The 22,532-nt window shown below is 73.1% G+C and carries 14 protein-coding genes; 9 read left to right on the forward strand and 5 right to left on the reverse strand.

What is annotated here, in order from left to right; all coding sequences use genetic code 11:
• Window positions 1-45: 45 nt before the first annotated feature.
• Both ACR807_RS32240 and ACR807_RS32245 read right to left on the reverse strand, forming a co-directional pair.
• Window positions 46-1,197: a serine hydrolase domain-containing protein gene (locus ACR807_RS32240; protein WP_438925242.1), complete on the reverse strand. Its 1,152-nt coding sequence runs from the start codon at window positions 1,195-1,197 to the stop codon at window positions 46-48.
• A gap of 226 nt (window positions 1,198-1,423) precedes the next feature.
• Entirely contained in the window at window positions 1,424-2,560 is a 1,137-nt protein-coding gene (locus ACR807_RS32245) for a serine hydrolase domain-containing protein (RefSeq protein ID WP_438925243.1), read from the reverse strand.
• Window positions 2,561-2,839: 279 nt separating this feature from the next.
• Between ACR807_RS32245 and ACR807_RS32250 the strand changes: the two genes are divergently transcribed.
• The 5 genes from ACR807_RS32250 (at window position 2,840) to ACR807_RS32270 (ending at window position 10,034) form a co-directional block, all read left to right on the forward strand.
• Window positions 2,840-4,051: a sensor histidine kinase gene (locus ACR807_RS32250; protein WP_438925244.1), complete on the forward strand. Its 1,212-nt coding sequence runs from the start codon at window positions 2,840-2,842 to the stop codon at window positions 4,049-4,051.
• Window positions 4,039-4,695: a response regulator gene (locus ACR807_RS32255; RefSeq protein ID WP_438925245.1), complete on the forward strand. Its 657-nt coding sequence runs from the start codon at window positions 4,039-4,041 to the stop codon at window positions 4,693-4,695. Before ACR807_RS32250 ends, ACR807_RS32255 begins: the two co-directional genes overlap by 13 nt.
• Before the next feature lie 562 nt (window positions 4,696-5,257).
• Complete coding sequence (locus ACR807_RS32260; protein ID WP_438925246.1) at window positions 5,258-5,824, forward strand: hypothetical protein; 567 nt, start codon at window positions 5,258-5,260, stop codon at window positions 5,822-5,824.
• Between the two features lie 788 nt (window positions 5,825-6,612).
• Window positions 6,613-8,034 carry an extracellular solute-binding protein gene (locus tag ACR807_RS32265; RefSeq protein WP_438925247.1) on the forward strand — a complete coding sequence of 474 codons (1,422 nt, stop codon included), beginning with the start codon at window positions 6,613-6,615 and terminating at the stop codon, window positions 8,032-8,034.
• Complete coding sequence (locus ACR807_RS32270; RefSeq protein ID WP_438925248.1) at window positions 8,031-10,034, forward strand: ABC transporter permease; 2,004 nt, start codon at window positions 8,031-8,033, stop codon at window positions 10,032-10,034. Before ACR807_RS32265 ends, ACR807_RS32270 begins: the two co-directional genes overlap by 4 nt.
• 34 nt (window positions 10,035-10,068) lie before the next feature.
• Here ACR807_RS32270 and ACR807_RS32275 read toward each other — a convergent pair whose 3' ends face one another.
• Window positions 10,069-14,496 (reverse strand): Ig-like domain repeat protein, encoded by a 4,428-nt coding sequence (locus ACR807_RS32275; RefSeq protein ID WP_438925249.1) that lies wholly within the window; start codon window positions 14,494-14,496, stop codon window positions 10,069-10,071.
• A gap of 161 nt (window positions 14,497-14,657) precedes the next feature.
• On the opposite strand from ACR807_RS32275, the gene ACR807_RS32280 reads away from it, so the two are divergent.
• The gene (locus ACR807_RS32280; protein WP_438925250.1) at window positions 14,658-15,515 is read left to right on the forward strand and encodes a pentapeptide repeat-containing protein; all 858 of its coding nucleotides are present in this window, start codon (window positions 14,658-14,660) and stop codon (window positions 15,513-15,515) included.
• A 61-nt stretch (window positions 15,516-15,576) separates the two neighbouring features.
• Here ACR807_RS32280 and ACR807_RS32285 read toward each other — a convergent pair whose 3' ends face one another.
• Window positions 15,577-16,302, reverse strand: coding sequence for an SDR family NAD(P)-dependent oxidoreductase (locus ACR807_RS32285; RefSeq protein ID WP_438925251.1), 726 nt, complete (start codon window positions 16,300-16,302; stop codon window positions 15,577-15,579).
• A 95-nt stretch (window positions 16,303-16,397) separates the two neighbouring features.
• Here ACR807_RS32285 and ACR807_RS32290 point away from each other — a divergent pair, with 95 nt between their 5' ends.
• Window positions 16,398-17,234, forward strand: coding sequence for a LysR family transcriptional regulator (locus ACR807_RS32290; protein ID WP_438925252.1), 837 nt, complete (start codon window positions 16,398-16,400; stop codon window positions 17,232-17,234).
• A 79-nt stretch (window positions 17,235-17,313) separates the two neighbouring features.
• Here ACR807_RS32290 and ACR807_RS32295 read toward each other — a convergent pair whose 3' ends face one another.
• Complete coding sequence (locus ACR807_RS32295) at window positions 17,314-18,951, reverse strand: FG-GAP repeat domain-containing protein (RefSeq protein WP_438925253.1); 1,638 nt, start codon at window positions 18,949-18,951, stop codon at window positions 17,314-17,316.
• 129 nt (window positions 18,952-19,080) lie between these two features.
• Here ACR807_RS32295 and ACR807_RS32300 point away from each other — a divergent pair, with 129 nt between their 5' ends.
• Both ACR807_RS32300 and ACR807_RS32305 read left to right on the forward strand, forming a co-directional pair.
• Window positions 19,081-22,077, forward strand: coding sequence for an AfsR/SARP family transcriptional regulator (locus ACR807_RS32300; protein WP_438925254.1), 2,997 nt, complete (start codon window positions 19,081-19,083; stop codon window positions 22,075-22,077).
• A gap of 62 nt (window positions 22,078-22,139) precedes the next feature.
• Window positions 22,140-22,532: hypothetical protein (locus ACR807_RS32305; protein ID WP_438925255.1), on the forward strand; the 393-nt coding region annotated here is incomplete at its 3' end.

The following is a 22,532-nucleotide window of genomic DNA, read 5'->3' on the forward strand; positions in this document are numbered from 1 at the left end:
GGACGGAGTTCGTCGGCAGGCACGGGGTTCACGCGTGCGGGACTCCTACTTCGTGGCGCACAGGGCCTTGTCGAAGAAGGCGAGGACTTCGTACTGCTGGACTTCGTCGTTCGTCCCGGCGACGGTGACCGCCCGGCCGTCGGGGGTGATCGCGGCGCGGGTCTGGAAACCGTCGGCGTCGCCGCCGTGGCCGTACGCGGTGACCCCGCAGCTGAGCTTCATCTCGATGACGCCCAGGCCGTAGCGCCAGCCGGCGGGGAAACCGGGCGCGTCCACCACCTGACGCATCTCCGCCAGCCGACCGGGCGTGATCAGCCGGCCGTCCTGCAGGGCGACCAGGAACTTGTTCACGTCGCTCGGGGTGGCGATCATCTGCCCCGCGGCACTGGCGATCGACGGGTCGAACCGGGTGATGTCGATCAGGTCACCGGCGATCGGCTTGCCCGCGTCGTCCCTGGGCAGCAGGTAACCCCGGGGGTGCGGGGCACGGATGTCGCGGTCGCCCGGACCCGGGTAGTACGTCTCCTTCAGCCCGATCCGGTTGACGATCTTGTCCGTGACCACCTCGGCGAAGGGGCGTCCCGCCACTTTCTGCGCCACCAGACCCAGCAGCATGTAGCCGACGTTGCTGTACGCCCACACCCTGTCCTGTCCCGGGGCGAACGCCGGTGCTTGCGTCAACGCCGCGTCCAGCACCTCCCGGGTCTCGAAGTACCGGTCCTTGACCGGCAGGATGCCGTTGGACATGAAGGGAATCCCGGTGGGCATCCCACCGGTGTGGTTCAGCAGCTGCCTGATCGTGATCGTCCGGCCGTCGATCGCCGCACCGTCGCCGCTGCCCCGCACCACGCCCGGCAGGAACTCCTCCACCGTGTCGTCCAGCGCGAGCTTGCCCTCGTCGGCCAACTGCAGGACCGCCACGGCGGTGAACATCTTCGTGATGCTGGCGATCCGCACGTAACCGTCCGACGGCACCTCGGACCTCGTCCGGATGTCACCCACCCCGGCGGTGTAGTTCTTCACGCGCCCGTTCCGGTCCCGCACCGACATCAGCAGCGCGGGCAGTGACCCGTCGCCGACCAGTTCCTCCATGCCCGCCTGCAACGCCTTGTCGTGGGCCGGTTTCGACCTGTCGCCCGACGCGCCCGCCGACGCCACCTCCGTCAGCGTGAGCCCGGCGACCGCCACGGCCGCCATCGCCGCGGCGACCGCGCCACGACGCCGACGCGCGGGACCCGACCGGGTTGTGACCGGGCGTCTGAGATCATTCGACAAGGGACACTCTCCAATTGGATGCTTCGCACCGACGCGTTCAGTGTCGTCACCGCCCGGACGGCGCACGACCCCCCGTGCTGGACACCTCCGGTACAGCCAGCACCACCTCCGGGTGGGACGACGCGAGGGCCCGGCCCTCCGTCCGGCGTCAGCTCGCGCACAGCGCGGCGTCGACGAGCGCGCCGTGGTCCGCGGCGACGGACTCGTCCTCCACCGACCCGTTGAGCGAGGTGACCACGACGGTCGCCGCGCGACCGTCGTCGGTGGCCGCGCTGACGGTCGAGTAGCCGGGGATGTCACCGCCGTGGCCCCACGCGACCCCTCCGCAGCTCAACGGCATGCTGAACACGCCGAGCCCGTACCCCGGACCGGCCTCCGACTCCGGGTCCGTCGGGATGGTGGTGCGCAACTGCGCCAGCTGGGCCGGTTCGAGCAGCTCACCGCCGAGCAGCGCGCGCAGGAAGGTGTTGAGGTCGCCCGGCGTGGAGACCAGGTGGCCCGCCGCCCACCCCCAGCCCGGGTCCATCCGCGTGAAGTCGACCAGCTCGCCGGTCGCCGGGTCACGCTGGTACCCCCTGGGGTGCCGGCCGCGGACGTCCTGCTCGCCGACCGCGGGCGCGTACGTGTCGCGCAGACCGATCCGCTGGACGACCCGGGTGGTGACCAACTCGTCGAACGGGCGGCCGGTGACCCGCTGGGCGATCAGGCCGGCCAGGAGGTAGTTCGTGTTGCTGTAGGACCAACCGCCGCCGGCGGCACGCCCGTCCTCCCTGGCGTTCGCCAGGTCGAGCAGTTCGCGGGGGTCGAGGTAGACGTGCCGGTAGGCCAGGAAGTCGGCCGCGGACCGGAACATCGAGCCGGTGTGGTCGGGCAGGCCGCTGTCGTGCTGGAGCAGCTGGCGGACCGTGATCCTGCCGGCGTCCACGCCCTTGCCCCGCACCAGGCCCGGCAGGTACGTCTCGATCGACGCGTCGAGCTCCACCCGGCCCTCCCCGACGAGCTGCAGCACGACGACGGAGGTGAACATCTTGCTCGCGCTGCCGATCCGCACCCTGCCGTTCGTCGGCACCCGGCCGCCGGTCCCCAGGTCACCCACCCCGGCCGTGTAGTGCTGGGTCCGGCCGCGCCGGTCCCGGACGGCGGCCAGCGCCCCGGGGTGCCGGTCGGCACCGACGAGTCCGTCCAGGCCCTGCTGGACCGCGTCGTGGCGGGGCTCGGACCGGGCCGTCGGGATCGGGCCGACGAACGCGAGGCCGCTCGCCGCGACCACCACCGCCGCCGTCATGGTGACCACGCGGCGACAGCGCGAGGAAGGGAGTCGATCCTGCCGGGAAGAGGACGTGGACAACGTGGACAACTCCTGGGGCTCAGCGGGTGCCGGTCCTGCGATGACCGACCGGCTCCAGGCTGCCCACCCGCACCCCGGTGGACAATCCAGCCTGCTGGACGACCGGGGTGGTGATGGCACCCCGGCCCGTCGTGCCGAGGGGCGGGCCGTGACGGGCAGCTCGATCCGCGGGCACCGCGGGTTGTGCTGATCGGTAAGGTTCGGCCGGGGGGTGGCATGGCACAGGTGCGGAAGCGCCTGCGGGCGTCGTCGGACGCCGTCGCGCGCCTGGTCGGGGGTCTCGGCACGGCGCTGCTCGCGCTGTCCGTTCTCGTCCGGCTCGGCGTGGTCGCGCTGCTCGGCTGCGTCGGTGTCGGCGTCGTCCTGCTGCCCGCCGCCCTGCGCGCGCTGCGGACGACCGCGGACCGGGAACGGGCCCGGCTCGGTGTCCTCGACGCCGGCCCGGTGCCGCGCCGGGTGGGCGCCGCGCTGCGCGACGCGACCGTGCGGCGTGAGCTGGCCTGGCTGCCGCTGCACGCCACCGCCGGCCTGGCCGCCGGGTTCGCCGGGATCGCGATGCCGGTCACGGCGCTGCAGAACACGACGTACCCGCTCTGGTACCACCTGCTGCCGCCCGACGACAACACCCCCAGCCCCATCCCCTGGGCCGTCACCGACCTCGGCGACGCACTGGCCGTGGCGCTGACCGGCGTGCTCTGCGCCGCCTTCATCACCGGGCTCGGACCGGCGCTGGTCCGGGTGCAGGAGTGGCCGGGACGGCGCCTGCTGGCACCTCCCGCGGGCACCGACCTCTCACTGCGCGTCGCGGAGCTGACCGCCACCCGTGCCGCCGCCCTCGACGCGCACGCCGCCGAGCTGCGCCGCATCGAGCGGTCGCTGCACGACGGCACGCAGAACCGGCTGGTCGCGGTGACCGTGCTGCTCGGTGCCGCGCGACGAGCCCTGGACCGGGACCCGACCGCGGCCGGTGCCGTGCTGGACCGGGCGCAGGACGCCGCCGAACAGGCGCTCGCCGAGCTGCGCGCGGTGGTCCGCGGCATCCTGCCCCCGGTGCTGGCCGACCGCGGGCTCGCCGGTGCCCTGGCCGGGCTCGCGGGCAGCTGCGGCGTGCCGTGCGAGGTGGTGGTGGACGTGCCGGGCCGGTGCGCCGCCTCGGTCGAGGCCACCGCGTACTTCGTGGTGGCCGAGGCCCTCTCCAACGTGGCCAAGCACAGCGGTGCCGCGAGCGCCGTGGTGACGGTGGGCCGGGAGGGTGACCGGCTGCTGCTGCGGGTCCGCGACGACGGCCGGGGCGGCGCGGACGAGCGCGGCGGGTCGGGCCTGTCCGGCATCCGCCGGCGGGTCGAGGCGCACGACGGGGAACTCGCCCTGGACAGCCCGCCCGGGGGGCCGACGACGATGGAAGTGGAGCTGCCGTGCGGATCGTGATCGCGGAGGACGACCCGCTGCTGCGCGAAGGGCTGGCGCTGCTGCTGCGCGCCGAGTCGCTCGACGTCGTGGCCACCACCGACACCCCCGGGTCGTTCCTGGCCGCGGTGGCCGAGCACGAACCGGACGTCGCCATCGTCGACGTGCGGATGCCGCCCACCCACACCGACGAGGGGATCGTGGCGGCCGTCGAGGCCCGGCGCCGCCGGCCGGGCCTCGCGGTGCTCGTGCTCTCGGCGTACGTGGAGCAGGCGTTCGCCACCGAGCTGCTGGCCTCGGGCACCGGCCGGCTCGGCTACCTGCTGAAGGAACGGGTGGGGCGGGTCGAGGAGTTCCTCGGCGCGCTGCACCGGGTGGCGGCCGGCGGCACCGCCGTGGACCCCGAGGTGGTGGGCCAACTGCTGGCCCGGAACCCGCACACCACCGCGCTGGGCCGGTTGAGCCCGCGCGAACGGGACGTGCTCGCGCTCATGGCCGAAGGGCTCGGCAACACCGCCATCGCCGAACGGCTCGTCATCACCGAAGGAGGGGTGCACAAGCACATCCGCAGCATCTTCGCCAAGCTGGACCTGCCACCCGACGACCGGGCCGACCGGCGCGTCACCGCCGTCCTGCGCTACCTCAAGGGCACCGGACCGAACTGACGCCGCCGCACCACCGGGTCGGTCCGCTGGCCCGTGGCCGGAACGGGCCGTCGAGGACGCTCGGCAGCCAGGCGCCTCGTTCGTCTGTGGACGGGTACCTCCCCCGAGGCCGACTTCTACGACCGCGGGACGGCGTGATCAGAGCTGCCCCGGCGGCGGTCAGGCGTGTCTTCGAGCGAGCCGCCCGCACCTCGTCCGGCGGGTGCAGCCTCTTGGAAGGCGGTCCAGAGGAGGTTGAGGGGGAGGTCGGACTCGTAGTCGTGGGCGAGCAGGCCGGCCGAGGGCACCAGCGGCGACACACTGCTCCCCGCCGAACTCCCGCACCTGCTCCGCCGCATCATCGACGGTCGCCTCCCCGAGATGCCGCTCGTGCTCACCTCCTGAAAATCCGCCGATACCGGCTCTGCCCGTCGTCGAGCCACGATCGGGACAGGAATTCCACCGCAGCCCGACACCCAGGGCCTCCTGGTCGAATCGCTGCCACGACCGGTCGCCGACCGGGCAGTCGGCAGGTATCGGACCGTCCCGACGCCCATTCGTCGCGAAATGCCATGATGGGCCGATGGGGCATGATCACCAGTCGCACGCCGGAACCTCGAACTCGGTCACGGACTCGTCCGGATCGATCATCCAAGCGCGCGACGTGTACGGCGGCATCCACCTCGGGCGATTCAGACCGAAGCCGGTTTCGTTATGCGCGACCCTGGCCACCGTACTACTGATAACCCTGTGCTGTTTCTCGTTCTTCCGCCCGACTTCCATCCGAGTTCTGTCCCCGGTGCACGGCGCATCCGTGAACCGGTGCGTGCCGGTCATCGTCGAGGGCAGGACAGGGCTCGGCCGCGGTCTCGTCGTCGGCGTGTACGCGCCCGCACAAGACGTCGTCTACCTCTCCCGCGTACTCGACGGCAACACCACCGACAGTCCGCTCGCCGTCGGCAGCCAGGACGACCGCCCTGGTACCGCCTACGACATCGTCGTGTTGAGCGCCCCCACAGCCTTCCTGGACGAACTGCGCCAAGCTGCCGCTCCCAGGGCGTTCACCGCACACGCGCTCGCCGAACAGGACGCGACACGGGAAACCAAGATCAATGTAGTGCGCAAAGGCCCCGGCCCCGTCCGCTGCTGACGAGGCCGTACCGCCGGCGGTCGCCCACCGGTACCGGCAAGCCCTCGTCCCGTACCCAGCTCAGCGAATTCTGAGATCCGGCCGCTAGCGTCGACCGAAGCGTTTCCACGCCAGTCCGGGAAGGATTCGGTGAGAGTGGTGTTCCGGATCGCCAGATCGGTACTCGCCCTCGTCTCGGTGCTCCTGCTGTCCCTGGTCGGCTCGTCGGTCGCCGCGTCGGCACAGGCAGTCTCGCAAACCCGCACGTGGCGCCTGAAGGACTGCCGACATCGTCGTCACCACCGCACCCTGGGTCGACTGCATGCGAGCACGGCCGTGAAACCCGGACACCGGGCCGTCTCACACGTGGTGTAGTCGGGTGTCGACGGCGGCGATGCGGATCGCGGGCCGGAAGGCCGGCAACACCCACGCGAAACTCTTCCGCGATATCGACGAAGGCCATTGCGCGGAACTTCCCGACATCGCCGGTGCCGTGCGGTTCGGAGTGCGGCTGGTTGGCGGTGTCGCGCGGAGCGTGGCCGACGCGATGGTTGTCGAGCGGGGCCCTCGACCCCGCAGACCGGGCGGCCGTACCGGCGCTGGAGCCCGTGCCCGGCGCGGACCCGGTACCGCGGCGGCCCCGTAGTCCGTCCGGGTTGTTCGACGGGCTGCCAGGACAACGCACCAGCAGTTCGGCGTCGTTCGCCGCCTGGACGACCCGGCAGCGCGGCACTCGCCCGCTGTCCCGGCGGGTGCGACGTCGCCCCCACCGGCAAGCGCCCGCTGGACCGGGCGCGGGAGGAGTTGTCGTGGAAGAGAAAAGGGATTTGTCGAGGCGCACGTTCCTCGGGATGAGCGCGCTGGGCGCGCTCGGTCTCGCGGGTTGCGGAGGCGGCCCCGCCGTGCCGCAGCTCGACGTCCAGGTGCCCCAGGCGCTGCTCGACCAGGCCGCCGCGCTGCGCGGCGGGTCCGTGGGGATGCTCTCGCAGAAGCTCTACTCGGAGGCCGCCAACCAGGCGCTGGACAGGTCGTTGCAGGCGTTCGCGCAGGCCACCGGCACCACGATCGGCAACGACCTGGTCTCCGGTGACGCCGGCGACATGGTCGCGAAGATGGACACCGAGGTGAAGGCGGGCACCAGCCGCGACCTGGCCTTCATGAGCGATCGGCGGTTCGTCGGCCAGCTCCACAACCTCGGCGCCCTCACCGACGTCACCGACGTGGTCGAGGAGATGCGCGCGCTCTACGGAGAGCCCGCGACGGAGGCGGCCAACTTCTGCGTGTTCGGCGGGCGCTGGTACGCGATCCCCTACCACTTCATCGCGACCGCGATGTACCTGCGCAAGGACTGGTACGAGGAGAAGGGCCTCCCGCTCAAGCCCCACTACACGTGGGAAGAGCTGCGCGACAACGCGTTGGAGGTCTCCGACCCGGCGAAGCGGCGCTTCGGCTGGGGCCTCACGGTGAACCGCTCCGGCGACGCCAACGGTTTCATCGTGAACGTCATCAACTGCTACGGCGGTGCCATCGCGGACAACACCGGCACGAAGGTGGTGTTCGACTCGCCGGAGACCGTCGCCGCCGTCACGTTCATCGGCGACACCTACACGAACCCGAAGTACGCGCCGATGCTGCCACCCGGTGTCGGGAGCTGGACCGATTCGAGCAACAACGAGAACTGGCTGGCCCAGGTCCTGGGGCTCACGCTCAACCAGTTCAGCGTCTACGCCGACTCGAAGACGAAGAACAACCCGGTCTACGCCAACACGCACCCGTTCAACGGCGCCACCGGACCGGCGATCGACCGGCCGCTCGCGTACGGCGAGTCCAACTCGTTCGTGGTGTTCAAGGGGGCGAAGAACCCCGACCTCGCCAAGCTGGTGGCGAAGTTCATGGCCGGCGGGAGCGCGCTGCTCGGTGTCGCGAAGGGGGCGCCGTGCCTGGTCAACCCCGCGTGGGACCGGGTGTGGGACTCCGACCCGTACTACACCAGCGGTGACCCGGCCTTCCCCGCGCTGCGGGAGCAGACCCGCGCGCCGCTCCCGCTGACCACCGGTACCGGCTACGCCTTCCCCCAGGCCCCGAGCCCCGGCGAGCAAGCCGCCACCGCCGCCTACCTGCTGACCGACATGATGCAGTCGGTCATCCAGGGCACCCCGCCGGCCGACGCCGTCGCCTCGACCCACGCCCGGATCGTGCAGGTCTTCGAGCAGCAGGGCTACGGGCAGTGACCGTCCTGCGTCCACCACCGGCCCGTCCGGCGCCGGGGGCGTCGTCCTCGCTCACCCCGTCGCAGCGGTTGCTCGGGCGCGACTGGCGCCTCGCCGCGGTGTTCATCGGGCCGACGCTGGTGCTGGTCGCAGGCCTGATCCTGGTCCCGATCGCCAGCTCGGTCCTCACCAGCACCACGGAGCGCCACGGCGCGGGGACGGTCTTCGTCGGGCTGGACAACTACACCGCGCTCGTCGACGACGCCGTGTTCCACAAGGGCGTGCTCAACTCGTTCGTCTTCACCGCGTACGCCGAGGTCTTCAAGGTGACCCTCGGCCTCATCGCGGCGTTGATGCTGCACCACATGCGACGCGGCCGGGCGATCGTCGCCGGGGTGATCCTGCTGCCGTGGGTGGTGCCGACGGTCGTCACGGCCTTCACCTGGCGGTCGTTGTTCGACCCGATCTTCGGCAGCGTCAACGTCCTGCTCACCGATTCCGGGATCGGGCCCGCCCTCGCCGCGATCGGGCTCGTCGACTCCTGGCCCGCCGAGTGGCTGTCCGACCCCGCGCTCGCGATGCCGGCGATCATCCTGGTCAACGTCTGGAAGGGCGTCCCGTTCTTCACGGTGACGTTCCTCGCCGGGCTCAAGGCCATCGACGGCGGTCTCTACGAGGCGGCCGTCGTGGACGGTGCCACACCGTGGCAGCGCTTCAAGCACATCACGCTGCCGGGGCTGCGCCACATCATGGTCGTGACGGTGTTGCTGTCGTCGATCTGGACGTTCAACAACTTCGACCTGATCTGGCTGATGACCCAGGGCGGACCGGGGGACGCCACCGCCCCGTACGTGATGGTGGCCTACTCGAAGGCGATCCAGCAGCTGCAACTGGGCGCGGGCGCGGCGGTCACGCTGGTGATGCTGCCGATCGTCGCCGTGCTCGTGGTGATCCTCGTGCGGCTGATGCGGCGCGGCGACCTGCCGGGCACGGGCGACGTGAGGCGCAGGCGGCTGAGCCCCGCCCAGCGCAGGGCGGTGCCGTGGGTGGTCGTCGTGGTCTCGGTGCTCGTGCTGGTGCGAGCGTCGCCGCACATCGCGTGGAAGGCCGCGCTCGTGCTGGGCGTGTTCGTGCTGCTCGCGGCCGCTGTCGGACGGGTCGTCTCCGCGCTCGCCGCCCGGGGCGACCGACTGGCCGCGCGCCTGGTCGGCGGCACCGGCTCGGGGATCGCGCTCGTGGGCCTGCTGGGCTTCGTGCTCGCCCCGCTCTACTGGATGACGGTCACGGCGTTCAAGTCCGACACCCAGATCGTCGCGCGCACCGACGACCTCTGGCCGACCCCGTGGAGCACCGAGCAGTTCACCAACCTGTTCGCGGGCAGGGCGTTCGGCACCTGGTACGTCAACACGATCCTGGTGTCGGTGGCGTCCACCGCGATCGCCCTGGTCTGCGCGGCGCTGGCCGGCTACGCGTTGGCACGGTTGAGGTTCCGCGGTTCGGAGAGCTTCACGGTGACGATCCTGCTCACCTACGTGATGCCGGGCGCGCTGCTGTTCATCCCGCTGTACCAGATGATGAGCGGGATCGGGCTGAACGACTCGTTGTGGTCGCTCGTGCTCGCCTACCCCACGTTCACCCTGCCGTTCGCGACGTGGCTGCTCGTCGGCTACTTCAGGTCGATCCCGGCCGACCTGGAGGAAGCCGCACTGGTCGACGGCTGCACGCGGTTCGGCGCGTTCGTCCGGATCGTGCTGCCGCTGGCCAAACCGGGCCTGCTCGCGGTCGCGCTGTTCACGCTCACCAACGCGTGGAACGAGTTCCTGTTCGCCTTCGTATTCATCACCAGGGACGACTACAAGACGCTGCCCGTCGGCATGCAGTCGATGATCTTCGGCGACGTCGTGCCGCAGGGACAGCTGGCGGCGGCCTCGCTGCTGATCAGCATCCCGGTCGCGGTCATGTACGGGTTGGGGCAGCGGTTCCTGACCGAGGGCCTCACCGGGGGGGCCGTGAAGGGATGAACTCGCGCGACGGGACCCGGTGGTCGCGGAGGGGTCACACCGCGACCTTCGCCAGGCCGGTGATCCCGGGGGCGCGGGAGACGACCACGAAGACGCCCGTGGCGTCGGCTCCGGCGGTGTCGAGGCCCGTGCACCCGAGTGGGCGACGGGCACCGGTGGTAGGCGAGAGGGCGGTGAGGCACGTCTGCGCGCCCGGGCGGTCCTTGAACACCGCCGAGTCGCCGACCCAGGCCACGAACGCGCCGATGCCGGTGAGGGAGGTGTTCACGGCGCCGGTGGCGGTGTCGACGACCGCCGGGCCGCAGCGCGGCGAGACGTTGTCCAGGCACGCCCAGCCGACGAAGTGGCCGCCGGTCCGGGAGAGGACCGACGCGGCCACCATCTCGGAACTGCCGACGCTCACCGGCACCTCGAAGGTCTTGAGCACCGCGCCGCTCGCCACGTCGGCCAGGGAGACCCGGCTGCCCGGCCGGCCGTTCTCGTAGCGGTACAGCAGGGCCGTCCGGCCGTCGACCGCGAGGCGTACGCCCGAGGTGCCCGGCGCGTCGACCGGCTTGGAGCCGCCGGTGGCGCGGTCCCACACCCGCAGGCCCGTCGTGGCGTAGTAGTCGTCCTCCTCGTGCTCGACGATCGACAGGTACCGGGAGTCGGCGCTCCACGGCTCGGTCGCTCCCGGTGTCGAGGACGCGAGCAGGCGACAACTCGACCCGGTGCCGCAGGGCAGGATCGTGGTGGTCCCGGACGAGGGGTTCCACGTGCGCACGACGCCCGGCCCACTCCCACCGCGTTTGCTGTCGCTGAACGCCAAGAGGTTGCCGTCGGGCGACCACACCGGGTTTTCGCTCTCCGTGTCGGAGTCACCGGCGCCGATCACCCCCTCGATCCGCCGCTCCTGGCTGTCCCACAGGAAGATGTCGTACGAGTCGTAATAACCGTCCGGGTTCGCGGGCGCACCCGAGATCAGGTAGTCCACGGCCGAGAAGGCCAGGTAGCGGCTGTCGGGCGACCACGCCAGGTTCGACGACCAGCTACCGTGCCCGGTGCCGGAGCTGCCCAGACCGTGCGTGAGGGCGATCGTGGTCTCGAGCACGGTGTCGTGCACGACGAGCGCCTGCGGTATCCCGACCGCGGCGGCGAGGTAGCGGCCGTCCGGGCTCGGTCGCACCTGCGAGACGTGGTGGAACGGTCCTGCCGTGCCGTCCTCCGCTCCGACGACCACGCCGAAGGCGCGCACCTCCCCCGGGGTGGGGGCGGGCGGCTCGTCGACGCGCAGCCGCACCCGCAGGGTCATGGCCTGTCCCAGGCAGGTGGCGTCCACCGTGACGTCGAAGGTCCCGGTCCTGGTCGGGACACCGGACACGGCGAGGACGCCTTGCGCGGCACCGCCCACGAGGGCCAACCCCGGCGGCAGGCCGGTGGCGCGGTAGCTCAGCGCGCGGTCGTAGCAGTCGCCGATGTCGAGGTACTGGGTGTAGGCCATGCGCGTGCGGGCGGTCTGCCACGTGGCGGGGGTGAGGCCGACCGGTCCGGAGACGGTGAACCGCACGGTGGCCGTGGCGGTGGCGCCGCGCTGGTCGGCGACCCGGACCGCCGCGCTCACGGTGCCGGTGGTGGTCGGCGTCCCGCTCAGCACGCCACCGGTCGACAGGCCCAGGCCGGCCGGCAGGTTCGTGGCGCTCCAGCTGTAGGGAGGGGAACCGCCGGCGGCGAGGAGTTGCGCGTTCGCGGGTCGGCCGACCTCGAACGCCCTCGGCCCGGTGGTGGCGACGGTGAGCGGTTGGCTGCCGTCCGGGCAGCGGTGGTATAGCGTCCACGAGCCGAGGGTGAGCGTGAAGGGGGTGTACTGGTACTGCTTGATCCACAGGTTCAGCCGCAGGTCGAACGCCGCCGCGATGCCCACCGACAGGTCGACGCAGCCCCGGTGGTCGATCGAGGCGGTGAACTTCGGCCCGAGCGTCAGTCCGATGCCGGCCAGGTCCAGGAGCTTGACCGAGACGTCCGCGCCCATCAGCAGCGACGCCGACAGCTGCGGTCCGACGGAGACCTGCTCGGTGGTGCGGGACGCGGCGTTGTAGGAGCGGATGGTCAGGTCCGGGTTCGTGGAGAACCCGATCATGCGGTGGAAGCGCTCGGTGACGCTGACCTTCCCGGCCACCGTCGCCTCGAACTCCAGCGCCGGGGCGAGGTCCACGGTCACCGGGACCGGTGTCGGCAGCGCCCACACCAGGCGGTGGGTGGCGCGGAAGGCGGCGGAGAGGCGGCAGCTCACCTTGCCGTGCACGTCGGCGGAGAACTGGACCACCGGTTCGGTCTGCACGGTGAACCGCACGTAGGGGGCGACCAGGAAGCCGACGCGCTGCTCGAAGTGCACCCGCGTGTTCTCGAACCGGACCAGGGCCGCCGACACGCTCACGCCGGTGCTCACGTTGCACTCGAACGCGCCGGCGCCGAACTCGACGACCGAGCGGTCGATGCTCGTCTCGCCCTGCACGACGTCGTTGGTCCGCGCCTCGGCGGGGCGCGTCGCGCCGACCGGTGTCGGGACCAGCGCGGCCGGGCCGTCGTAGCCGACCTGGAGGTCCTGGAAGAGCTGGTCGAGCGCCACGGGCGAGACGGTGAGGCGGGTCGTGCCGTCGGGCAGGCGGGTGGCGGTCCCGACCCTGCCCGCCAGGCCCTGCGGGTAGGCGGCGCCACCGCCCTTGAGGACCACGCCGCCGCCCTGGGCGGGAGCGGGGACGCCGGCGGCCACGGTGACCACGTAGCCGGTGTCGGGACCGCCTTCGACGGCGGTGGCGCTCGCCGGGTCCAGCAGGACGGTGCCCGGCGCCGGCGTGGTCGTCAGGCGCTGGGTCGTCGGCGGGGCCGGGTCGAGGTCCGCGGTGAACCAGCCGGCGACGTCGGCGAGGAGGTGCGTGCCGGACTGCGTGTAGAGGCTGATCGCGTTGCCGCCGCCCAGCGGGCTGGTGACCAGGTTCGGCCGGATCTGCCCGGGGAACTCCAGGTTCAGGCTGGAGGTGGCGGGGCGGGCGCTGCCCGCGGGGAAGGCGGACACGAACCCCGCGTCGGTGGCGTCGACGCCGGTCACGTTCGCCACGACGGCCGCGGCACCGGACGCCGGGATCGGTGTGCCCGCGGCCGTGACCGTGGCGGTGGGCCCCGGTTTGCCGCCCCGGTAGCCGACCTGCGGGCCGTTGGGGCGGGTGTCGAGGACCCGCGTCGGGGTCGTCGGCACGAACAGGCCGCTGGTCCTGGTGGGCGCGCGGGACGTGGTGAACCAGCCGACCACGTCGGTGACGAGGTCGGTCGACTCCTGGAGGTAGAGGTCGACCGTGCCGTCCGGCGACACCGGTGTCCACACCGCGTTCGCGGTGATCTGCCCGGCGCGGGTGATGTTGAGGTTGGAGGCGGCGGCGGGCCGGGGCTGCCCGCCGGGGAGGACGGCGACGAAACCCGGAGCGGTCGTGCCGACCGCGGTCACGTTCAGCACGACGCCGGCGACCCCCTCGGCGGGCACGCCACCGCGCCCGGTGACCTGGAGGCGGACCGTCGAACCGGACGCCGGTTTGCCGCCGGTGTACCCGGTCTGCGGGCCGTGGGGGCGGGTGTCGAGCAGGCGGGCCGGCGTCAGGGGCGCGAGCCGCCCGGCGTTCGCGGACACCTCGGGGGTGAAGTAGCCGGCGACGTCGGCCACGAGGTGCGTCGCCGCGTAGGTGAACAGGGCGACGCGGCCGGAGGCGGGCACGGGCACGACGACGAGGTTGGGCACGGTCTGGCCCGGCTGCTCGACGTTGAGGCTGGACGCCACGGGACGCGGTTGACCGGCGGGGTGGACGGTGATGTGCCCGGCCGCCTCCGCCTCGGTGGCCGTGACGTTGAGGACGACGGCCGACACGCCGCTCGCGGGCACCCCGCCCCGACCGGTGACCTGGAGCGGGGTGGAGCCGCCGGCGGCCGGTTTCGGTCCCGCGTAACCGGTCTGCGCCGGCCCGGGTCTCGTGTCGAGCAGCCGCGCGGGCGGCACGGGCACGTAGCTGGAGGTGCCCTTCGGCACGACGACCACCCGCCCGCCGGGCCCGGCGTCGGCGGCGCGGAACACCGCGTCGCCGCCGTAGTCGACCGTGACCGCGTGCGCGCCGGTCGGCAACGTCGACGAGGACGTGCTCGCCCTGCCCGCCACCAGGCCGACAGGTTCCCCCGGGGGCTGACCGTCCACCGAGAACCGCACCGTGCCGGTGGGCGTACCGGCACCGGCGGACACCGGGGCGGCGGACACCGAGGCGGTGAACACGACCTCGTCACCGATCGCCACCGGTGACGCCGACACCTCGACCGACACGACCACATCGGACACGGGCGCGGTGACCGCCGCCGGCGCGGTGGCACCGACGAGCAGCGGCACGACGAGGACCGCGACCAACCCGAGGCAGGCCGGTCGCACTCCCCCCACTCGCAGGAGCCCCACAGCGCACCTCGTTCTCCGCCACCCGGTTGGCTACCCGCTTCTCGCGACGGGTGCCGCGATCGTTACCGCGGGCCGATCGAGTGACGCGGCCGTGACCGTCGGCCCGCCTGTGCCAGCCTGGTGCGGTGAACCGCTACCGCACGCCCCGTCCCCGAGGTCCGGTGACACCGAGGTCCACCGCCCGGATCGCCCGGGTGGGCCGCCTGCACCGCTCGACCGGACGTCGGAAGCGGTCGTCACGCGGGGACCGGTCCTGGAACTGGACGGCGGTGGCGTCGGTGCTGGCCGCGGTGGCGGCGGTGGGCGGCGTGGTGTTCACCGGCCTGTCGCTGCAGGCCACCCGCGCGCAGATCGCGGTGGCCGAACAGGGGCAGCTCACCGACCGGTTCACCAAGGCCGTCGACCAGCTCGACCGCGCGGGCGTCGAGCACCTCCAGGCCCGGCTGGGCGCGCTCTACGCCCTGGAGCGCCTGGCCCGCGACTCACCCCGCGACCAGCCCACCGTCATCGAGGTCGTGTCCGCGTTCGTCCGCGGCACCGCGCCGCCCAGGCGGTGGACCTACACGGACGGCTTCAGCGCCTGCCCGAGCCCGGAACTGCCGCTCGCGATCGACGTGCAGGCGGCACTGGACGTGCTGGTGCGCCGAGACACCGCCCACGACCAGGAGACCAGGGCGGACCTGACGGGCGTCTGCCTGGCGCGCGCGGACCTGGCCGGAGCGGACTTCAGGGGAGCCGACTTCACCGGCACGAGCCTCGATCGCGCGGACCTCACCGACGCGGACCTCCGCGGGGCGAACCTGTCCCAGACGATCCTCGACAACGCCGACCTGATCGACGCGGACCTCACCGGCGCGGACCTGCGCAACGCGACCGTGTGGGACCTGGACCTGAGCGGGGCCACCCTCTCCGGCGCGAAGCTGTTCGGCGTCGACCTCCACCGCGTGCGGCACGACAGCCGAACCGTCGTGGACGGCGTGCTCGTCGACGAACGGACCCAGAACACCTGGTGGCGCTGACCTTCGCCGGCCGACAACCCCCGTACAGCCCCGCGCGGACCGCCCTCCGCGCGCGAACCCGTCACCAGGGCACGATCCCGTCGTCGTCGAACAGGCCGCCGGTCGGCCCGTCGTCGGGCAGCGTGGCGAGCCGGATGGCGGTCCTGGCGCCCTCCTCGGCCGTGCGGGTGCCGCGGAAGCCGTTGAGGCCCGTCGCGACGTAACCGGGGCAGGCTCCGTTGATCTTGATGTTGGTGCCGCGCAGTTCCTTGGCGTACTGGATCGTGACCGCGTTGAGGAACGTCTTCGACGGCGAGTACGCCCCGCTCACCTCGCCGAGGTCGACGTCCGGCGCGGTCTGCAGGGCCAGGGAGGCGACGTGGCTGGAGTGGTTGACGATCCGCGGGTGCTCGGACCGGCGCAGGAGCGGCAGCATCGCGTTGGTGACCCGGACGACGCCGATCACGTTGGTCTCCACCACCTCCCGCAGGTTCCCCGGCGTGACGGTCGAGGGCGCGTCCGGCCACGCCACGGCGACGGCGGCGTTGTTGACCAGCACGTCGAGCCGCCCGGCGCGTTCCTCGACCGACGCCGCGGCGGCCGCGACGCTCGCGTCGTCGGTCACGTCGAGGAGCACGCCGAACGCGTCGACGCCGGCCGCGCGCAACTTCGCCACGGCTTCCTCCCCCCGCTGTTCGTCGCGGGCCCCGACGCCGACGCTCCAGCCCAACGCGCCGAGCCCGGCCGCGATCTCGTACCCGATCCCCTTGTTCGCGCCGGTAACCAGCGCGATCGTCGTTTCGCTCATGCCTCGATCGTGACCGCGCACCACCGGGGAACCAACACCTCCGGAGTCGCACAGCGATACCCGGCGGGTATCGGTCAACCGGTAGCCTGGACCCGGTGGAAACGCGGGAGCTGCGCTACTTCGTCGCGGTCGCCGAGGAACTGCACTTCGGCCGGGCCGCCCAACGCCTGGGCATCGCCCAACCCCCGCTGTCCCGGGCGATCGCCCGACTCGAACAGCGCCTCGGGGTCGCGCTGCTGGAGCGCACCAGCCGCAGCGTCGGGCTGACCGAAGCCGGATCGGTGCTGCTGGCCGAGGGCCGCCGGGTCCTCGGCTCCCTGGCCGCCGCCGAGCGGCGCACCCGGACCGCCGCGACGAGCCGTCCCCCGCTCGTCCTGGCCACCAAGACCGGTTCCTCCGGCGACCTCCTGGCGAAACTGCTCGACGCCTACGCCACCGAACCGGACGCCGTCACCGTCGACCTGCTGCTCTGCGAGTCCCAACCCCAACGACCGCTGCACGACGGCCGGGCCGACGTGGCGCTGCTGCACCACCCCTTCGACCCCACCGCCGGGCTCGACACCGAGATCCTGGCCACCGAGGGGCAGGTCGCGATCCTGCCCACCTGGCACCCGCTCGCCGGCGAGTCCCACGTCAGGACCGCGGACGTCGGCTCACTGCCGGAACTGCCCATGGCCCGGTGGCCCGGCCCCGACGGCGCCTACCCCGAGGGCCCCGGCATCGAGGTGCACAACCAGGTGCAGCTCTTCCAGTTGATCGCCCTGGGCCGCGGCACCGCGGTCATGCCCGGGTCCACCTGCACCACCCTGCCCGAGGGCCTGGCCGCCGTACCGGTCGTGGACGCCCCGCCCGTGACGACCGTCATCGCCTGGCCCCCGCACAGCCGCTCCCTCGCCCTCGCCGTCCTGGTCCAGGTCGCCACCCGCCTGTGACCCCTCGCCACCGGCGTCCAGGTGTCCCCCGAGCAGGTGGTGGGCGGACCGTGCGCCGGCCCGCCCACCACGACGCGCATCAGGCGATCCGCGAACGCCCCCACTCCCACACGCGGGTCCCCGAGTCCCACCACGACAGCGGCCACACCAGGGCCGTGCCGGTCGACCGCGCGACGAACGCCGCGGTGCGGGCGTTGGAGTAGTCGTAGAGCAGGGTGGCGTCGACCACGCCGTCACCGGTGTGGTCGCCGAGGACCAGCTTGGTGCGCCCGGCCTCCCAGACGCCGTTGCCGGAGTCCCACCACTGCGCCGGCCAGGTGAACGCCGTACCGGTCGACCGCCCCACGAACGCCGTGGTGCGGGCGTTGCCGTAGTCGTACAACAGCACCAGGTCGTCCTTGCCGTCACCGGTCACGTCACCGACCACCGGCCGGGTGCGCCCCGCCTCCCACACGCCGTTGCCCGAATCCCACCACAAGGACGGCCACTCGAACCCCGTGCCGGTCGCCCGCGCCACGAACGCCGCGGTCCGCGCGTTGCCGTAGTCGTAGAGCATCACCAGGTCGGCCTTGCCGTCACCGGTCACGTCGCCCGCGGTGAGCTTCACCCGCGGCGCCTCCCACACCCCGTTGCCCGAGTCCCACCACGAGGACGGCCACTCGAACCCCGCACCGGTCGACCGCGCCACGAACGCCGCGGTCCGCGCGTTGCCGTAGTCGTACAGCAGCACCAGGTCGTCCTTGCCGTCACCGGTCACGTCACCGACCACCGGTCGGGTGCGGCCCGCTTCCCAGACGCCGTTGCCGGAGTCCCACCACTGCACCGGCCACTCGAAGGCCGTGCCGGTCGACCGCGCGACGAACGCCGCGGTACGGGCGTTGCCGTAGTCGTACAACAGGATGAGGTCGGCCTTGCCGTCACCGGTCACGTCGCCGACCGACAACTTGGTGCGCCCCGCCTCCCACACGCCGTTGCCCGAGTCCCACCAGTAGGCGGGCCACTCGAACCCCGCACCGGTCGACCGCGCCACGAACGCCGCGGTCCGCGCGTTGCCGTAGTCGTAGAGCATCACCAGGTCGTCCTTGCCGTCACCGGTGAAGTCGGCCCGGACCTGGGTGTCACCGCCTGCGACCGGGGTGCTGTCGACGATGTTGCGGTAGCGCAGCGGGCGGAAGCCGTCGGACACGTAGCTCGACCGCGACCGCTTCACGTGCTGCGCCACCTCGCCCCAGGTCCGCTCCTGGTACACCCACATCTCGGTGCGCCCGGCGTCGACCCACTTGTCGAACAGGGCGATGTGCCCCTCGCTCAGCAGGGCGTCACCCGGCTTCAGCTCGTCGTAACCGCCGAGGAAGGTCTTGCCGGACCACGCGGCGAAGTCGCCGGTGTTGAGGTCCCACCCGTCGGTCTTCTTCGGCAGGTGCCAGGCCATCGACACGTACCCGGAGCAGTCCGGGCGGTAGGCGTGGCCGTCACCGTCGCCGAACTCGTCGTCCTGGTCCTGGCTGTAGGGCACCCGCAGGTCCACCCACCGCTGGGCGCGTGCGAGGACCTCGGACCTGCTGATCTGCGGCCCGAGGCCGGGCAGGGCCAGGGTGGACGGCGGCGCGCCGCCCTGGTCCCGGCCCGGCGGGTCGGCGTGGGCGGACACCGCCCCGCCGACCGCGGTGGTCGCGGTCAGCAGAAGTGCGGTGAACGCCGTGGTCATCTTGCGCATGAAGTGCACGGTTCTCCCCCCGTCGTGGCTTCTCCCCTGTACGGCCGGCACCCTCGGGCATGGGCATTCACGGGGCCTTGCGAAATCCTTAATGCCGCTGCACGGGAGTGGTGCGGCCCAGGGGGCGCGATGGAGGTCAGGCTGCTGGGTTCGGTCGGCGTGTGGGAGCGCGACCGGGAGGTGGAGGCCGTGCAGCCGCGCCAGCGGGCCGTGCTGGCCGCGCTGGCGGTGGAGGCGGGCCGACCGGTCGGCGTGGAGACCCTGCTGCACCGGGTGTGGGGCGAGGACCCGCCCGACCGCGCCCGCGGCGCGCTGTACGTGCACATCAACCGCCTGCGGCGGACGCTGGGCCCGACGGTCGCGCTGCCGCGCCGGTCCGGCGGCTACGTGCTCGACGTCGCCCCGGACGACGTCGACGCGCTGCGGTTCCGGACGCTGCTCAAGCGCGCGGAGGGCACCGAGCTGCCGGCCGCCGAGCGCGTCGAGCTGTTCGACCGGGCGCTGCGCCTGTGGCGGGGCACGCCGCTGGCGGACGTGGTCGGGGACTGGGCGACCCGGACGCGCGAGACGTGGCAGCGCCTCTACGTCGACGCGCTGGTCGGCTGGGCCGACGCGCAGGTCGAGGCGGGTTCCCCCGAGGTGGTGGTCGGCCCGTTGGTGGACCTGGTCGAGCGGCACCCGCTGATGGAGCAGCCGGTGGGCGTGCTGATGCGGGCGCTGGCGCGGAGCGGCCGGTCGGCCGAGGCGCTGGACCAGTACGCGCGGGCGCGCACCCGCATCGCCGAGGAGCTGGGCGTCGAACCCGGCCCCGGGCTGCGCCGCCTGCACGAGGCGGTGCTGCGCGACGAACTGGACCGGACGCCGCCGCGGCCGGTCCCGGTGGCGCCGGTGTTCCAACTACCGCCCGACCTGCCCGACTACACCGGCGGTGAGGAGGTGCTGGCCGAGGCCGGGGCCCGGTTGCGGCACCGGTCCCCGCTGGTCGTGGTCTCCGGCCCGGCCGGGGTCGGCAAGACCGCGTTCACCGTGCGCCTGGCCAACCTGGTCCGCGCCGACTACCCCGACGGCGCGCTGTTCCTCGGTCTGGGCGGGGCGTTCGGCACGCCGATGTCGCCGGCCGAGGTGCTGAACCGGGCGCTGCGGGCGCTCGACCCGTCCGGGCAGCCGCCCGAGGCGGGGTTCGACGCCGACCTCGCCCGCTACCGGGCCGTCACGCACGACAAGCGGACGCTGGTCGTGCTCGACGACGCCGCCGGCGCCGAACAGGTGCGGCCCCTGCTGCCCAGCGGACCGGGCTGCGCGCTGCTCGTCTCGACGCGCGCCTGGCTGACCGCGCTGCCCGGGGCGGGACGGGTCGAACTGCGGTCGATGGACGACCGGGACGCGCACCGGTTGCTGGAACGCGTGGTGGGCCGCGACCGGCTGCGCGCGGAACCGGTCGCGGCGGCCCGGCTGGTGTCGCTGTGCGCGGGCCTGCCGCTGGCGCTGCGGATCGTCGGCGCCCGGCTGGCCGCCCGCCCGCACTGGCCGGTGGCGAAGCTGGTGTCCCGGATGGCCGACCGCAGCCGGCGCCTGGACGAGCTGGCGGTGGACGACCTGCGCGTGCGGACCGGCATAGACGTCGGCTACCAGGGCCTGTCCGGGGAGGCCCGCCGCGCGTTGCGGGCCATCGGCGCGGTGGACGTCGGCGAGCTGGCGCCGTGGCTGCTCTCCGCCGCGCTGGGGACCGACGCCACCACCACCGACGACCTGGTTGAGCACCTGGTCGACGCCCGACTGGTCGAGGCGGCGGCGGGCGACGGGGTCAACACCCGCTACCGGGTCCACGACCTCGTGCGCCTCTACGCCGCCGAACGCGCGCACGCCGAGGAGCGGCCCGACGAGGCCGTCGCGATGCTCGACCGCGTGCTGGCCGCCGCGGTGCACCTGGTGCGCGGGCACGACACGCGCCGCGCGTACCTGGTGCGCCACGTGCGCGACGACCCGCTGCCCGAGCCGCCCGCCTGCCGGGGTGTCGCCGTCGACCTCGCGGCCGAGGAGCCGACGCTGGTGGTGCTGGTGGAGACGGCGGCGCGGCGCGGCCTGGTGCGGCGGGCGGCGGCGCTGGCCGACGCACTGGTGTTCGCCTCGTTCGCCAAGACCAACGACTTCGCGGGCTGGGAACGCGTGCGGGACGCGGTGGCCGCCGCGGCGACGGCCGCGGGCGAGCGGGGCGTGCTGGCCGGCACGTACTACGGGCAGGGCCAGCTGCGCTACGCGCAGGACCGGTTCGCCGAGTCGGCAGAGCTGTTCGGGCGGGCCCGGGCGCTGTTCCTCGAACTGGGCGACGCCGTGGGCGCGGCCTCGGCCGCGGTGGGCCTGGCCACCGTGCACCGGGAGCTGGGCGACCACGCCCGGTCCATCCCGCTGCTGTCGGAGCACCTGGTCGAGTTCGACCGCCTGGGCCTCGACGAGGGCAGCGCCAACGCCCACTACGGGCTCGGCTACGCCTACCGCGAGCGCGGCCTGGACGCACCGGCCCTGGCGCACCTGCGCACGGCGGTCGAGCGGTACCGCGCCCTCGGGCACCGCTCGGGTGAGGCGGTCTCGGTACGGGGCATCGGCCTGGTCCACCGGGCGCGCGGCGAACTGGACGAGGCGGGGCGGTGGAGCGAGCGGGCGCACCGGTTGGCGTTGGCGTCCGGTGAGCAGTTGCTGTCCTCGTACACCGTGCAGGCGCTGGCGAAGGTCTGGATCCGCTCCGGGCAGCCGGAGCGGGCGCTGGAACCGCTGCTGCACGCCCGGCGGGTCTGCGCCGAGCACGGTGACCGGTTGGGTGCCGCGCTGGTGCAACGCACGATCGGCGAGCTGCACCTGGTCGCCGGGCGCCTGCCGGAGGCGCTGCGGGAGCTGGGTGGCGCGCTGGCGGCGTGGACCGAGATGGAGCACCGCTTGTGGCAGGCCCGCACCCGACGCGACCTGGGGGCGGTCCACTCGTGCGCGGGCGACCCCGCCACCGCGGCGGTGCACTGGCGGGCGGCGGAGGAGGTCTTCCTGGACCTGGGCACGCGAGAGGCGCAGGAGGTCGACGAGTGGGCGCGGCGCTGGCCACCGGGCGCACACGGCGGCGGACCGCTGCGGAGGTGAGGACCGGATCGTCACCGTCGGCCGGAGGTCTTCCCGGTCACGCCGGGCACCCTGCTCGCCCGGTGGCGCAGCACACCGCGGTCGCGAACCGGCTGCACCGCACCACCTGGCAACCGGTGTGGGCGACCGACACGTTCCACTTCCGGCAAGGGCACGTCCACGACGAGATCGCCGTCCGGAGCTGCGACGCGAGACCTGGCCCCTCTGCGCGGCTGCGGAAACGCTCGACGTGCTGGGACACCCGCACATCGCACTCGGGCAGTACGCCCGGGCCCGCGACGCGTGGACCGAGGCCGCCGAGCTGTAACACCGTCCTCAACCACGTCGAGGACGACGAGGCTCCGCCCGGGAACCGCGGCCGGTGCTGCTTCCTCGCCGCCGTGGCGAAGGCGCACGCGCACGGCGTGCCCGTCGAGCAGGGCGCGTCGTTCGACGAGCACGCCCCGGGCCACCGC

It is taken from the genome of Saccharothrix sabaoui, from assembly GCF_051756985.1.
In the GTDB taxonomy this organism is placed as follows: domain Bacteria; phylum Actinomycetota; class Actinomycetes; order Mycobacteriales; family Pseudonocardiaceae; genus Actinosynnema.

Coding starts and splice junctions, on each gene's coding strand:
- ACR807_RS32240 (WP_438925242.1), bottom strand. CDS start 1,197: ATGGCGGCCGTGGCGGTCGCCGGGCTCACGCTGACGGAGGTGGCGTCG.
- ACR807_RS32245 (WP_438925243.1), bottom strand. CDS start 2,560: ATGACGGCGGCGGTGGTGGTCGCGGCGAGCGGCCTCGCGTTCGTCGGC.
- ACR807_RS32250 (WP_438925244.1), top strand. CDS start 2,840: ATGGCACAGGTGCGGAAGCGCCTGCGGGCGTCGTCGGACGCCGTCGCG.
- ACR807_RS32300 (WP_438925254.1), top strand. CDS start 19,081: ATGGAGGTCAGGCTGCTGGGTTCGGTCGGCGTGTGGGAGCGCGACCGG.
- ACR807_RS32295 (WP_438925253.1), bottom strand. CDS start 18,951: ATGCGCAAGATGACCACGGCGTTCACCGCACTTCTGCTGACCGCGACC.
- ACR807_RS32285 (WP_438925251.1), bottom strand. CDS start 16,302: ATGAGCGAAACGACGATCGCGCTGGTTACCGGCGCGAACAAGGGGATC.
- ACR807_RS32260 (WP_438925246.1), top strand. CDS start 5,258: ATGGGGCATGATCACCAGTCGCACGCCGGAACCTCGAACTCGGTCACG.